This is a genomic window from Trujillonella humicola (assembly GCF_046233715.1).
In the GTDB taxonomy this organism is placed as follows: domain Bacteria; phylum Actinomycetota; class Actinomycetes; order Mycobacteriales; family Geodermatophilaceae; genus Trujillonella; species Trujillonella humicola.
Genome location: NZ_JBJNRJ010000028.1, coordinates 40610 through 53913 on the forward strand (window position 1 = coordinate 40610; position 13304 = coordinate 53913).

Sequence of the window (13304 nt, forward strand, 5' to 3'; positions counted from 1 at the left end):
CGTCGTTCCCGGGCTACAGCCTGACCGGGTAGACGGTGTCGGGGATCTCGGGCTTGATCCGCTCCTCGACGAAGATGCCGTGCCACACCATGAAGACCAGCACCTCCCAGACCTGGCGGGCGATCCGCTTGCTCGGCACTTCCGCCTGGCGCAGCCGGTCGAGCAGGCCGAGCACGTGCTCGCGGTCGAGCCACTCGTCGGTCCGGCTCTCGGTGACGATGTCCCGGGCCCACTCGTGCAGCGGGCCGGCGAGGAAGTCCGCCGTCGGCACCGGGAAGCCGAGCTTGCGCCGGTTCATGATCCGGGGCGGCACGATCCGGGCCATCGCCTGCCGCAGCGCGTACTTGGTGGCGTCCCCCCGGCGCGGCACCCGCTGCTCCACCGGGATGGTGGCGGCCAGCGCGAAGACCTCCGGGTCCAGGAACGGCACGCGCAGCTCGAGCGAGTTCGCCATGGTCATCTTGTCGGCCTTGACCAGGATGTCGCCGCGCAGCCAGGTGAAGAGGTCGACGTACTGCATCGCCGTCACCTCGTCGTACCCGGCGGCCCGCGTCTGCCGGTAGAGGTCCTCGGTGACGGCCACGTGCGAGAGGTCCGGGTCGTGACCGGGCAGCAGCGCCGCGAGCTCGTCGTCGCGCATGTTGCGGGCGTTGCCGTAGTAGCGCTGCTCCAGCGGCATCGACGCCCGGCGCAGCAGGTCCTGCCCGCGGACGCCCTCGGGCACCAGGCCGGCCAGGCGGGCCATGGCGCGGCGGCCGGCGGCCGGCAGCCGGTTCGCCCACGCGAGGCTGATCGGCTCCCGGTAGATCGTGTACCCGCCGAACAGCTCGTCGGCGCCCTCGCCGGAGAGCACGACCTTGACGTGCTTGCGGGCCTCGCGGGCCACGAAGTACAGCGGTACGAGCGCGGGGTCGGCGACCGGGTCGTCGAGGTACCAGACGACCGTCGGGATCGCCTCGGCGAACTCCTCGGCGGTGATCTCGACCGGCACGTGGCGCACGCCGAGGATCCGCGCCGAGTCCGCGGCGATCTCGATCTCGGACTGCTCCTGCCGCTGGAAGCCGACCGTGAAGGTCATCAGGTCGGGGTTGTGGCGGTGGGCCAGCGCCGCGATCGCCGTGGAGTCGATGCCGCTGGAGAGGAACGAGCCGACGGTGACGTCCGCGCGCATGTGCTTGGCGACCGACTCGTCGAGCGCCTCGGCGATGCGGTCGTACAGCTCCTGCTCGCGCCCGGTCGGCACGGGCTGCGGCTTCCACGCCGGGTGGAAGTAGCGGCTGGTGCGCAGCTCGCCGTCCGCGACGGTGAAGCTGGTGCCGCTCTCGATCCGGCGGATGCCGCGGTGCAGCGTGGCCGGCTCCGGCACGTACTGCAGGGTCAGGTAGTGCTGCAGCGAGGCCGGATCCACCCCGCCCGCGGCGGCGCTGCCGCCGAGCAGCTCGAGCACCGCCTTCTTCTCGGAGCTGAAGACCAGCCCGCCGTCGGCCAGGCGCGCGGTGAAGAGCGGCTTGATGCCGAAGGGGTCGCGCGCGCCGAACGCCGTCCGGGTCTCGGTGTCCCAGATGACGAAGGCGAACATCCCGCGCAGCCGGCGGACGACGTCCTGGCCCCACAGGTGGTACCCGGCGACGATCGTCTCGGTGTCCCCGTGGGTCGACAGCTCGGCGCCGGCGGCCTGCAGCTCCTCGCGCAGCTCCAGGTAGTTGTAGATCTCGCCGTTGAACAGGATGCGGTAGCGGTCCCGCGCGTAGGGGAGCGGCTGGGGGCTGCCCTCGAGGTCGATGATCGACAGCCGGTTGAACCCCAGGACGACGTTCCCGTCCGACCAGACGGCGGTGTCGTCGGGTCCGCGGTGGTGCAGGCAGCGCAGCGCCTCGCGGATGCCGTCGACGACGGGTTCGTCGACCCGGTCGGCGTCGGTGGACAGGTAGGCCAGCAGGCCGCACATGGGCGCAGGTCTCCGGTTCGTGTCCCGGCGTGGCGCCGGGACGGTGGTCAGACGCGCTCGCCGGCGCGGGTCTTGCGGGTGGCGATCCGCTCGGCGACGAACGACAGGATCGGGACGGTGCCGGCGACCAGCACCAGGACCGACCCCTTGAGGGTCCATCGGGCGCGGATCGCCAGGTCGACCGCGGTCAGGAAGAAGATGAAGTAGAGCCACCCGTGCGCCGTGCCGATCACCGCGACCGGCGCGTCCTGGTCGGCGAGGTGCTTCAGCGGGACGGCGACCAGGATCAGCGCGATGAGCAGGACGCCGACGATCCACGCCATGATCCGGTAGCGGCGCAGCGCGGCGGGGATCCCCTGTCCGACGCGACGGGCGAGGACCCGGGGCAGGCCGGCCGGTGCGGCGGCGGGCTCAGCGGCCACCGGGACCCCGCTGGCCGAGCGCCTTCTCGTTGAGCTCCGCCAGGTAGGCGTTGTACGCGGCCAGCTCCGGATCGCCGGTCGTGTCGATCCGCGGGCGCTGGTACAGCACCAGGGAGTTGCCCGGCTCGTCCTCGTCGGGGTCGCGGTGCAGCTCGTCGCGGACCATGCGGACGTAGAACCACAGCCCCATGAGCCCGTAGAGCGGCCACTGCAGCGCGTAGCTCCAGTTCACCGCGCCGCCGCCGCCCTCGGCCTTGCCCAGCTGCCAGTGCCCGAGGAACAACGTGGCCACGAAGAGTGCCGCCACGAGCAGGTGCATGGCCACCCACTTCAGGGTCAGCAGCCGGGAGAACACGCCCCGACTCTAACCGCCGGCCCACCCCACCCGGGGCGGGTCGTGGTGGCCGTCACGGCGTGGGACCCGGCCCCGGTGACCGCGCCGGGTCACGACCCGGCGACGACGCCGCGGGTCGCCTCTCTCCGGTGCTCGGCCGCCGCGCGGGGTCGGCTAGTCTCGCCGCAGACTGTGGTCGGTGTCCGCCCGCCCGCCGGAGCGGTGGGGCGGCGGCGCCGGGGATGACCGTCCAGCACCTGCCGGACGGCGGACGAGGAGGCAACGAGCAGTGGCTCGAGGCAACAGGCTCGCGCGGGTCGCCGCGCTCGGTCTCCTGGGGGTCCCGGCCCTCTCGGGGTGCACCCCCGACAACGAGTTCTGGCGCTGGGGCTGGCCCGAGGGCATCACCGAGCAGTCGCAGGACATGAAGGAGCTGTGGATCTGGTCGGTCATCGCCGCCCTGATCGTCGGCATCCTCGTGTGGGCTCTCATCGGCTGGTCGATCGTCCGCCACCGCAAGAAGAGCGACGAGCTGCCGCGGCAGACCGCCTACAACCTGCCGCTGGAGATCGTCTACTCGATCATCCCGTTCCTCATCATCGCCGGCCTGTTCTTCTTCACGGTCGTGGTGCAGAACCGGGTCCAGGAACGGTCGGACGACCCGGACGTGAACATCACCGTCCAGGCGTTCAAGTGGAACTGGCAGTTCCTCTACGCGGACACCGCCGAGGACGAGGCCGACCAGGTCAGCACCGTCGGCAGCAGCGCGGAGATCCCGGTCCTCGTGCTGCCGTCCGGGCAGTCGGTGCAGTTCTTCCTCCGCTCCGCCGACGTCATCCACTCCTTCTGGGTGCCCGACTTCCTCTTCAAGCTCGACGTCATCCCGGGCAACGAGAACGGCCGGGACAACGTCTTCGAGGTGACCATCGAGGAGGGCCAGGAAGGCGCCTACGTCGGGCGCTGCGCGGAGCTGTGCGGCACCTACCACGCCTACATGAACTTCGAGATCCGCGTGGTCACCGCCGACGCCTACGCCGAGTACCTGGAACTGCGCCAGGACGGCGCCACCGCCTTCGAGGCGCTGGAGCAGGTCGACCCGGAGCTCGGTGGCTCCTCGGTCTCGACCGAGCCGTGGGACCTGCTCCAGGACGCCCAGCAGGTCGACGGCTGACGTGGCCGCGCAGACGACGTTCCTCTGCACGACGCAACAGGGAGGGCGACCGTGAAGGTCGAAGCCGCAATCTTCAACATCGTCTCGGTGGCCCTGGTCGTCTTCGCCCTGGTCTACGGGCTGTGGGCCCGGGAGCCCATCGGCACCACCGCGCTGGCCCTGTCGGCGGGCCTGACCATCATGGTCGGCGCGTTCTTCTGGTTCATCTCGCGACGGATCGACGCCCGTCCGGAGGACCGCAAGGACGCCGAGATGGCCGACGGCGCCGGTGAGCTCGGCTTCTTCAGCCCGGCCAGCTACTGGCCGCTGGGCGTCGGGCTCGCCGTCGGCGTCACCGGGCTCGGGCTGGCGTTGTTCTACCCGTGGCTGATCATCCTCGGCGGGGTCGCCGTCCTCATCACCGTGGGCGGCCTGCTGTTCGAGTACTACGTGGGGCAGAACGCCCACGGGTGACGACCACCTCCTGACCGGCCGGCGAGGGCCCCTCCTGCACCCGCAGGAGGGGCCCTCGACGTCTGCGCGGCCGGGGTGGTCCCAGCGCGCCCGCGGGACGGGGCGGGGCGAGACCGGCGACGGGTCGCTGCCCCGGTACGCCGGTCGCGGCGGGGGAGCACGGACCCCCGACGCGGCCCGGGATCGTCCGGACCGGCGCGGTGGGGTGTGCGGGATGGTGGTCGTGCGGGGTGGAGGGGTGAGCGGCCCTCGGCCGTCGGTCCGTCGCGCTCGGGTGGACCGTCGGCCTCGGGCCGGCCGGTGCCGGGCCCGTGGCGGTTCAGAACGAGCTCTGCGTGCCAGGGCGGGCCGGACGTGCTGGGCGAGGTCGCGCCGCTGCAGCCCCTTCCCACGGGTGCCGGACGGCGGTCCGGCACCCGGCTCCGGAGACGTCGGCCCTCATGCCCGCACGGACGTCGGCCCCCTGCCCGGTCTCGACGTCGGCCGGGCGCATGACGCCGGCCCGGCGACGGATCCGCGAGACGACCGGGGCCGGGCGCGGCGTCCCGCGGTCGTAGGGCCCGGTGTGTGCGCTCCTGCTGGGAGGCGGCCGGTCGGCGTGCGTCCGGCGGTGGGGTACGGGTGGGGACGGGTGGTCCAGCGGCCGTGGGCAGGGCACCGCGGTCGGGCGGCGTCCCGGAACGGCGAGAGGGCCCGGTGGACGGTGTCCACCGGGCCCTCTCGCGGTTGTGACCGCGTCAGTCGCGCGGCTCCTGCGGCTTGCCGCCCTCGGAGGGACGACCGCCCTCGGACGGACGCCCGGAGCTGGTCAGCTCGCGATCCTCCGCCGCGGCCAGTCCACGCTCCTCCTGCTGCTGGGTGAGCTGGACCTGGGCCGGCTCCTCGATGGGGGTGAAGAACCCGCGGATGGCGCGACGGGCTCCACCGATCTGGTTCATCCGCTTGGGCACGGGGGCGCCGCCATAGGCGAGCTGGCCGTGGCCGTGCTCGTCCACCGGGCCGAGCGGCTGGTGGATTTCGATGAACTCACCGTGCGGCAGGCGACGGATGACTCCGGTCTCGATGCCGTGCTCGAGCACCTCGCGGTCGTGCTTCTGCAGGCCGAGGCAGATGCGGTAGGTGATCATGTAGACGATCGGCGGCAGGATCACCAGACCGATCCGGCCGGCCCACGTCATCGCGTTCAGGCTGATCATGAACTTGTCGGCGATGACGTCGTTCCCGCCCGACAGCAGCAGGATCACGTAGAAGGTGATGGCCATGGTGCCCAGCGAGGTGCGCACCGGGACGTCGCGCGGACGCTGCAGCAGGTGGTGCGACGCCGTGTCGCCGGTGAGCTTGCGCTCGATCATCGGGTAGAGAGCCATCAGCGTGAAGATGATGCCGGGCAGGACGACGGTCGGCCAGAACAGCGCCGGGATCGTGTAGTTGCCGGGCAGGTTCAGGTCCCAGGCCGGGAAGAGCCGGGACGAGCCGTCCAGCCACATGATGTACCAGTCGGGCTGCGAGCCGGCCGACACCTGTGCCGGGTTGTACGGGCCCCAGAGCCACATCGGGTTGATCTGGAACAACCCCGCCATGGCCGCGACCACGCCGAAGACCACGAAGAAGAGGCCACCGGCCTTCCCGGCGAAGGTGGGGAACAAGCGGTTGCCCACCACGTTGTGCTCGGTCCGACCCGGACCGGGGAACTGGGTGTGCTTCTGCTTCACCAGGATCAGCAGGTGCAGCGCGATCAGCGCCAGGAGGATGGCAGGGATCAGCAGCACGTGGGCGATGTACAGGCGTCCGATGATCAGCTCGCCGACGTAGTCGCCGCCGAAGACCGCCCAGTGTGCCCAGGTTCCGATGACCGGGATGGCCAGGATGATCGCCGACATGATCCGCAGGCCGGTGCCCGACAGCAGGTCGTCGGGCAGCGAGTAGCCGGAGAAGCCCTCGAGCAGCGCGAGCACCAGCAGGCCCACGCCGATCAGCCAGTTGGTCTCCCGTGGCCGGCGGAACGCGCCGGTGAAGAAGATGCGCAGCAGGTGGACGACGATCGCCGCCACGAACAGCAGCGCGGCCCAGTGGTGCACCTGTCGCATGAACAGGCCGCCACGGACGTCGAAGGAGATGTCCAGGGCCGAGCTGTACGCGGCCGACATCTCGAGGCCACGCAGCGGGGCGTAGCTGCCCTCGTAGGTGATCTCGCGCAGCGTCGGGTCGAAGAAGAACGTCAGGTACGTACCCGACAGCAGCAGGATGATGAAGGCGTAGAGCGCGATCTCGCCGAGGAGGAACGACCAGTGGTCGGGGAAGACCTTGTTGAGCGTCCGGCGGAGGGGACCGGCGACGATCAGCCGGTCGTCGACCTCCAGCGCCATCTTGCCGGCGCGGGTGGTCGGGGCTCCCGGGGCCGTGGCGGTCGTGGCCATCAGATGCGCTCCCGGTTCCAGTATGTGGGACCCACGGCCTCAGGGTAGTCCCCGAGGGCGATGAAGTAGCCCTCGTCGTCCAGGCCGATGGGCAGTTGCGGGAGCGAGCGCGTGGCCGGCCCGAAGACGGGCTTGGCTCCCTGGGTGATGTCGAACATCGACTGGTGGCAGGGGCAGAGGATCCGGCTGGTCTCCTGCTCGTACAGCGAGACGGGGCAGCCGGCGTGCGTGCAGATCTTGCTGTACGCGACGTAGTCGCCGTAGCCGAAGTCCTCCTGCCCCGCGCGGGGCTGGTTGACGGCCATCTGCTCGGGGCGCAGCCGGAAGAGCATGGTGGGCGCGTCCGTCTCGAAGTTCCCGCCCGGAACCGCGGGGAAGACCGTCTCGAGGGAGCCGGGGACGGCGTCGCCGGGGCGGATCGGGGTGCCGTCGTCCCGGAGCAGCCGGACACCGTTCGCCCACGAGGTGCGGCCGAGCGGGTTGCCGGTGTTCGGGTTCTGGATCAGCCCGCCGAGCGGTGCCAGCAGCATCAGCCCGAGGCCGCCGCCCATGAAGGCCAGGGAGCGGGTGAGCAGCTTGCGCCGGGCCAGGCCGCTGTTGTGCAGGCCGCCGACGAGCGTGGCCCCGCTGGTCACCCGGTCGAAGTGCGAGCCGTCGTGCTTGTCCTGCACGGCCGTCTCGTGCGGCAGCAGCTTCTTGGTGTAGAGCACCAGCCCCACGCCGACGAGCGTCAGCGCCAGGCCCATGAGCACACCGAGCATGGGTGTGAACAGGCTGCTCCACGTGCTGCCCTCGATGGTCCACGCCCAGTCGGGGAGGAACCAGCCGGAGCCGACGTACACGACGACGAACCCGAAGGCCGCGAGGCCGGCGAGGCCGAAGATGGTGCCGACCTGGCGGACGTAGCGGCGCTCGAGCGCGGAACCGGGCTCGGGGCCGGGGTCGACGTGCAGGATCTGCACACCGTCGTAGCGTGCGCCCAGGCGGTCCAGCTCCTCGCGGCTCATCGCCGCGAGCTGCTCCGGGGTGTAGTCGTCGTCCGGGCCGCCGTGCAGCGGTCCGGGTGTGTCCGCGCCGCCGGCCGAGCCGGGGCGGGTGTCGTGCGTGGTCACGCCTTGGTCCCCATCCAGAAGATGCCGAACATCAGTGCGCCGACCCCGACCACCCAGATGACCAGACCCTCGCTCACGGGACCGACGCGGCCGATGCCGGCGCCACCCGGGTCGGGCATCGCCTGGATGGTCTGGACGTAGTTGATGATCGCGCGCTTCTCCTCCGGCGTGAGCTGGTTGTCACCGAAGACCGGCATGTTCGACGGCCCGCTCAGCATCGCGGTGTAGATCTCGCGGTCGGTGGAGTCGTGCAGGCTCGGCGCCCACTTTCCGCCGGACAGGGCGCCGCCCTGGCCGACGAAGTTGTGGCACGAGGCGCAGTTGAGCCGGAACAGCTCGCCGCCGAGGGCGAGGTCGCCGTCGCGCAGGTCGCCGGTGGGCACGGTCGGCCCGCCGCCGTTGGCCTGGACGTAGGTGATGAGCTGGTCGATCTGCTCGTCGCTGAAGACGACCGGCTTGTCCGGGGCCTGCTCGGCCTGGCGGACCATGGGCATGCGGCCGGTGTGCACCTGGAAGTACACGGCGGCGCCGCCGACGCCGATGAGCGACGGGCCACGGGTCTCCACGCCCTCGAGGTTGTCGCCGTGGCAGGTGATGCAGCTGTTCTCGTAGATCTCGCGGCCGGCCTGGTAGTCGGCGCTCTCCGCACCCTGCGCCTCCTCGGCGTGGGCGGGGGCGAGGGTCGAGTACAGCGCGCCGGTCAGCACGAGGGCAGCCATGAGGCCGGCGACGTTGGCGACCCGGCGGCGGGCTCTGGACAGGCGCCGGGAGCGCGCCCGGGCCGCCGGCGACCCCGCGGCCGGGCGGAGTCGGGTGCGACGCGGCACGTCGTCGGGCTGGGCGTCGGACTGCGGATTCGTGGTGGACACCGTTTCCCTAGCGGATCAGGTAGATCGTGGCGAAGAGCCCGATCCACACGACGTCGACGAAGTGCCAGTAGTAGGAGACCACGATCGCCGAGGTCGCCTGTGCCGGCGTGAAGCGGCCCATGGTGGACCGGATGAGCACGTAGATGAAGGCGATCAGGCCGCCGATGACGTGCAGCCCGTGGAAGCCGGTCGTGATGAAGAAGACCGAGCCGTAGGTGCTGCTCGCGATCGTCGTCCCGTCGTGGACGAGCTCCACGTACTCGAAGGCCTGCCCGAGGACGAAGACCAGGCCCATCACGAAGGTGATGGAGAACCAGCGTCGCAGTCCGTACACGTTGCCCTGCTCGGCGGCGAAGACGCCGAGCTGGCAGGTGACCGACGAGGCGACCAGGATGGTCGTGAAGACCAGGGCGTACGGCAGGTTCAGCTCGGTCGGCTCGGGCGGCCACCCGTCCTCGGCGCGCGCCCGCGCGGTGAAGTACATGGCGAACAGCCCGGCGAAGAACATCAGCTCGCTGGAGAGCCAGACGATCGTGCCGACGCTGACCATGTTCGGTCGGGTCAGGGAGTGCACCCGCGAGGTGTCGAAGGTGCCGCTCGCGACGGGAGCCGTTGTCACGCCGCCCATCATGGCACCGCGTGCCGACGGCGACGACCGTGGGTGGCTGGGCGTGGCGGGTCCGTGACCGGGTCGATACCGGGCCCGGCGGCATGGGCCCAGCGGGCGGTGACCACTAGGCTCCCCGGCGTGAGCGCCACCTCAGCCAACGCGGCCCTTCCGGCCACCGTCGTGGTCTACAGCTCCCGGCCGGAGGTCCGCGAGGCGGTGCGGACGGCGGTGGGGCGCCGGCCCGCGGTCGACGTCGGACCGATCACGTGGATCGAGTGCGCCACCGGCGAGGAGGTGGTCGGCGCGGTCGACGCCGGGGGCATCGACCTCTGCGTGCTCGACGGCGAGGCCCAGCCCACCGGTGGCATGGCCCTGGCCCGCCAGCTCAAGGTCGAGGTGGCCGACTGCCCGGCGCTGTGCGTGCTCATCGCCCGCCAGCCCGACCGCTGGCTCGCGCACTGGTCGCAGGCCGACCTGACGCTGCCGCTGCCGGTCGACCCGCTGACCGCCCCCCGCGCCGTCGCCGATGCGCTCCGGTCGAGGGTGGGCCTGCCCGCCGCCCGCCGCTGAGCGCCGTGGGCACACCGACCTGGCCGGCGCTGCTGAACCGGCTGCTGGCCCACGAGGACCTGGCGACCGAGGACGCCGCCTGGGCGATGCGCGAGATCATGGCCGGGGAGGCGACCCCGGCCCAGATCGCGGCGTTCGCCGTCGCGCTGCGGGCCAAGGGAGAGTCGCCGGCGGAGGTCACCGGGCTGGCGGCCACGATGCTCGACCGGGCGACGCCGGTGGAGTTGGCCGGAGACTGCGTCGACATCGTCGGTACCGGCGGCGACGGGGCGCACACCGTCAACATCTCCACGATGGCCTCGGTGGTGGCCGCGGCCGCCGGGGTGCCCGTCGCCAAGCACGGCAACCGGGCGGCGTCGTCGTCCTCGGGCGCCGCCGACGTGCTGGAGGCGCTGGGGATCGTCATCGACCTCCCCGCCGACGCCGTCGCCCGGTGCGTCGAGCGGGCGGGGATCGGCTTCTTCTTCGCGCCGGTGTTCCACCCCGGCCTGCGGTTCGCCGGGGCGCCGCGCCGCGAGATGGGCATCGGCACGGTCTTCAACTTCCTCGGCCCGCTGGCGAACCCGGCCCGTCCCGTCGCGGCGGCCATCGGCTGCGCCGATCCGCGGATGGCGCCGGTCCTGGCCGCGGTGCTCGCCGGGCGCGGCTCGCGGGCCCTGGTGTTCCGCGGGGACGACGGTCTCGACGAGCTGACGACCGCGACCACCTCGGCGGTGTGGGTGGTGGCCGACGGGTCGGTGCGGCCCGACCGGGTGGACCCGGCCGCGCTGGGGATCGCGCCGGCCGCGGTCGACGCGCTGCGCGGCGGTGACCCGGCGTTCAACGCCGACGTCTTCCGCCGGGTCGTCGGCGGCGACCCCGGCCCGGTGCGCGATGCCGTGCTGTTGAACGCGGCGGCGGCGCTCAGCGCGTTCGACGGCGTCGGCGAGGACCTGACCGCGGCCCTCGCATCGGGTCTCGCGCGGGCCGCCGCCGCGGTGGACGACGGCCGCGCGGCCGCGCTGCTCGAGCGGTGGGTGCAGGTCAGCCGCGAGGTGGCGCCCCGGCGCTGACCCGGCCCCGTCCCGAGGCTCGCACCGGCGGAGCGAGGGGTCAGGAGGGCGGGGCCCTCCGTCAGTCCGCCGTGTCGAAGCCGATCGCGAAGGCGGCCTCGAGGTCGTGGCGGGAGTACGCGCGGAAGGCGATGTGCGTGTCGGTCTCCAACACGCCGGGCACCTTGCTGATCCGGCCGGCGATCACCTCGGCGATCCGGTCGAACTCGCGCACCCGCACGATGGCGATCAGATCGGCGTCCCCGGCGACCGAGTAGACCTCGCTGACACCTTCCAGGCCGGCCACGGCCTCGGCCACCTCGGGGATGACGTCGGTGGCCGCGTCGATCATGACGATGGCGGTGATCACGCCGGGGATGCTAGCCGGGACGGCACCGTGCCGCCGGGTCCGGAGCGGCCCGGGGTGACGCGTTCGGGACGGGCCCGGGTGCCGAGGGCGCGGCCGTCGGCGAAGGGCGCGCGCTCGCGCCGGCCGGTCTCGACGCGCTCGAGGAAGGCGCTGTAGGAGCCGGTCCCCGGGACCGGGCAGGCCAGGGTGCCGTCGACCTCGACGAGCCGGGTGCCGGGCTTCTCCATCCAGCGCAGGACCAGCTCGGTCTCGTCGACGGTGGCGGCCAGTTCCCCGTCGGGGCCCACCGGCGTCTCGGCGGTGGCCAGCAGGCCGGCCAGGGCGTGCCGCACCGAGCTGCCCCGCACCGCCCCGCCCGCGGCGACCAGGCGCCCGCGGCGGACGACCGACAGGTGCCAGCCCCCGCTGCCGTCGGGCCTGGCGATCACCAGTTGCGGCACCGCGGCGAGCGACTCCAGGCGCTGCCGGCGGCGCACGGCACGGACCAGCACGGCGACCCGGTCGCGCAGGACGGCGGCGTCCTCGAACCGCTCCTCGGCCGCCAGGCGGTCGACGCGGGTCAGCAGGGGGTCGAGCAGGGCCTCGGGGTCGGCGACGACGGCGGCGCGCAGGACCGCGGCGATCGCGCCGTACTCCTCGGGCGTCTGCGCGCCGGTGCACGGCGCTCCGCACCGCCCCATGCCGGCCAGCGCGCAGGCGGCCCCCAGCACCTTCGGCGACAGCCGGCCGGTGCACTGGCGCAGTGGCAGCGACTCGTGGATGGCGGCGGCCGCGGCGTCGGCGGCCCGGCGGTCGGGGAACGGGCCGAGGAACACCCCGGGGCCCGGGCGGACCCGGCGGACCACCGACAGCCGGGGGAAGACCTCCTCGGTCAGCCGGAGCCACAGCGCCCGCTCGGGGAAGCGGGATCGGCGGTTGTACCTGGGCTTGTGCTCGGCGATCAGGCGCAGCTCGCGGACGGCGGCCTCCAGGTCGTGGGCGCAGGGGATCGCCTCGACCCGCCGGGACAGGGCGACCATCTCGGTGATCCGGCTGCGCTGCTCGCTGGAGGAGAAGTAGCTGCGCACCCGGCTGCGCAGGTCGTTCGACGTGCCGACGTAGAGGGGCTCGTCCTCCGGGCCGCGGAAGAGGTAGACGCCCGGGCCGGCCGGCACGCCGTCGGCCAGGTGCCGCTTGCGCCGCCGCTCGGGGTCGATCTGCCGGGTCAGCCCGGTCAGCTCCTCGAGCGAGGTGATGCCCAGCGGGCCGAGCCGCTCGAACAGCCCGTGCAGGACGTCGACGGTGGCCCGCGCGTCGGCCAGCGCACGGTGGCAGGGGTCGGTGGTCGCCGAGAAGTAGGGCGCCAGGGTGGCCAGCTTGCAGTTGGGCACCTCGTCGCGGCTGAGCAGCCGGCGCGCCAGGACGGCGGTGTCGACGGAGGCCGCAGCCGGCCAGCCGATGCCGTTCTCGGCGCAGGCCGCCTTGAGGAAGCCGAGGTCGAAGGGCGCGTTGTGGGCCACGAGGACGGCGCCGCGCGCGAACTCGAGGAAGGCGGGCAGGACGCTGCCGATGCGCGGCGCGGCGGCGACCATGGTCGTGGTGATGCCGGTGAGCACGCTGATGTAGGGCGGGATCTCGCGCCCGGGGTCGACCAGCGTCTGGAACTCCCCGAGGACCTCCCCGCCGCGCACCTTGACCGCGCCGATCTCGGTGATCGCGCTGTCGCGCGGTGAGCCGCCCGTCGTCTCGAGGTCGACCACCACGAAGGTGACCTGGGACAGCGGGGTGCCGAGCTCCTCGATCGTGCCCTGGACGTACCGCGGACCCGGGTCGAACCGCGGTGCCAGGTCACGGCCGCCCGCGCCGGGCGGGGGGACCCACCCGGGCGGGGTGGTGGGAGCGGGTGGCACGCGTTGCTCCTATGTCAAGCCGCGGCTGGAAGGCACGTTCCAGCCGCGGTGTCGGTCGGTCGAAGCAGGTTGAAGACGATGCGAGCCAGGCGGCGCTTGAGGGCGCGG

The 13304-nt window shown here is 72.6% G+C and carries 13 protein-coding genes; 4 read left to right on the forward strand and 9 right to left on the reverse strand.

Features of this window, described 5'->3' with window-relative positions; all coding sequences use genetic code 11:
• Positions 1-13 precede the first annotated feature (13 nt).
• From asnB to ACK586_RS14940, 3 genes are read right to left on the reverse strand one after another with little or no spacing between them, the layout of a single operon-like run.
• Positions 14-1948, reverse strand: a complete 1935-nt coding sequence (gene asnB, locus ACK586_RS14930; protein WP_409331278.1) for an asparagine synthase (glutamine-hydrolyzing) — start codon at positions 1946-1948, stop codon at positions 14-16.
• A gap of 47 nt (positions 1949-1995) precedes the next feature.
• Positions 1996-2370 (reverse strand): DUF3817 domain-containing protein, encoded by a 375-nt coding sequence (locus ACK586_RS14935; protein ID WP_409331279.1) that lies wholly within the window; start codon positions 2368-2370, stop codon positions 1996-1998.
• Entirely contained in the window at positions 2360-2725 is a 366-nt protein-coding gene (locus tag ACK586_RS14940) for a metalloprotease (RefSeq protein ID WP_409331280.1), read from the reverse strand. The genes ACK586_RS14935 and ACK586_RS14940 overlap by 11 nt, the downstream gene beginning before the upstream one ends.
• A gap of 268 nt (positions 2726-2993) precedes the next feature.
• Between ACK586_RS14940 and ctaC the strand changes: the two genes are divergently transcribed.
• Together ctaC and ACK586_RS14950 are read left to right on the forward strand one after the other, a co-directional pair.
• Positions 2994-3875 carry an aa3-type cytochrome oxidase subunit II gene (ctaC, locus tag ACK586_RS14945; protein ID WP_409331281.1) on the forward strand — a complete coding sequence of 294 codons (882 nt, stop codon included), beginning with the start codon at positions 2994-2996 and terminating at the stop codon, positions 3873-3875.
• 51 nt (positions 3876-3926) lie between these two features.
• Positions 3927-4328, forward strand: a complete 402-nt coding sequence (locus ACK586_RS14950; RefSeq protein WP_409331282.1) for a cytochrome c oxidase subunit 4 — start codon at positions 3927-3929, stop codon at positions 4326-4328.
• Positions 4329-5065: 737 nt separating this feature from the next.
• Here the strand turns inward: ACK586_RS14950 and qcrB are convergent.
• The 4 genes from qcrB to ctaE are packed head-to-tail and all read right to left on the reverse strand — an operon-like array spanning position 5066 to position 9345.
• Complete coding sequence (qcrB, locus tag ACK586_RS14955; protein WP_409331283.1) at positions 5066-6745, reverse strand: cytochrome bc1 complex cytochrome b subunit; 1680 nt, start codon at positions 6743-6745, stop codon at positions 5066-5068.
• The gene (gene qcrA, locus ACK586_RS14960; RefSeq protein WP_409331284.1) at positions 6745-7857 is read right to left on the reverse strand and encodes a cytochrome bc1 complex Rieske iron-sulfur subunit; all 1113 of its coding nucleotides are present in this window, start codon (positions 7855-7857) and stop codon (positions 6745-6747) included. Before qcrA ends, qcrB begins: the two co-directional genes overlap by 1 nt.
• Positions 7854-8726, reverse strand: a complete 873-nt coding sequence (gene qcrC, locus ACK586_RS14965; RefSeq protein WP_409331285.1) for a cytochrome bc1 complex diheme cytochrome c subunit — start codon at positions 8724-8726, stop codon at positions 7854-7856. The genes qcrA and qcrC overlap by 4 nt, the downstream gene beginning before the upstream one ends.
• A gap of 7 nt (positions 8727-8733) precedes the next feature.
• On the reverse strand, positions 8734-9345 hold the full coding sequence (gene ctaE / locus ACK586_RS14970; RefSeq protein ID WP_483409970.1) for an aa3-type cytochrome oxidase subunit III: 612 nt from the start codon (positions 9343-9345) through the stop codon (positions 8734-8736).
• Between the two features lie 129 nt (positions 9346-9474).
• Between ctaE and ACK586_RS14975 the strand changes: the two genes are divergently transcribed.
• A complete protein-coding gene (locus ACK586_RS14975; protein WP_409331287.1) occupies positions 9475-9906 on the forward strand; it encodes a response regulator in 432 nt (143 codons plus the stop codon).
• A 5-nt stretch (positions 9907-9911) separates the two neighbouring features.
• Complete coding sequence (gene trpD, locus ACK586_RS14980) at positions 9912-10958, forward strand: anthranilate phosphoribosyltransferase (RefSeq protein WP_409331288.1); 1047 nt, start codon at positions 9912-9914, stop codon at positions 10956-10958.
• A 61-nt stretch (positions 10959-11019) separates the two neighbouring features.
• On the opposite strand, the gene ACK586_RS14985 is transcribed toward trpD, so the two are convergent.
• Together ACK586_RS14985 and ACK586_RS14990 are read right to left on the reverse strand one after the other, a co-directional pair.
• Positions 11020-11307 (reverse strand): Lrp/AsnC family transcriptional regulator, encoded by a 288-nt coding sequence (locus tag ACK586_RS14985; RefSeq protein WP_409331289.1) that lies wholly within the window; start codon positions 11305-11307, stop codon positions 11020-11022.
• Entirely contained in the window at positions 11304-13196 is a 1893-nt protein-coding gene (locus tag ACK586_RS14990; protein WP_409331290.1) for a DEDD exonuclease domain-containing protein, read from the reverse strand. Before ACK586_RS14990 ends, ACK586_RS14985 begins: the two co-directional genes overlap by 4 nt.
• Positions 13197-13304 lie beyond the last annotated feature (108 nt).

What these genes read in the sequence shown, in the direction of transcription:
- asnB (WP_409331278.1), bottom strand. Translation starts at nt 1,948, where the DNA reads ATGTGCGGCCTGCTGGCCTACCTGTCCACCGACGCCGACCGGGTCGAC.
- qcrB (WP_409331283.1), bottom strand. Translation starts at nt 6,745, where the DNA reads ATGGCCACGACCGCCACGGCCCCGGGAGCCCCGACCACCCGCGCCGGC.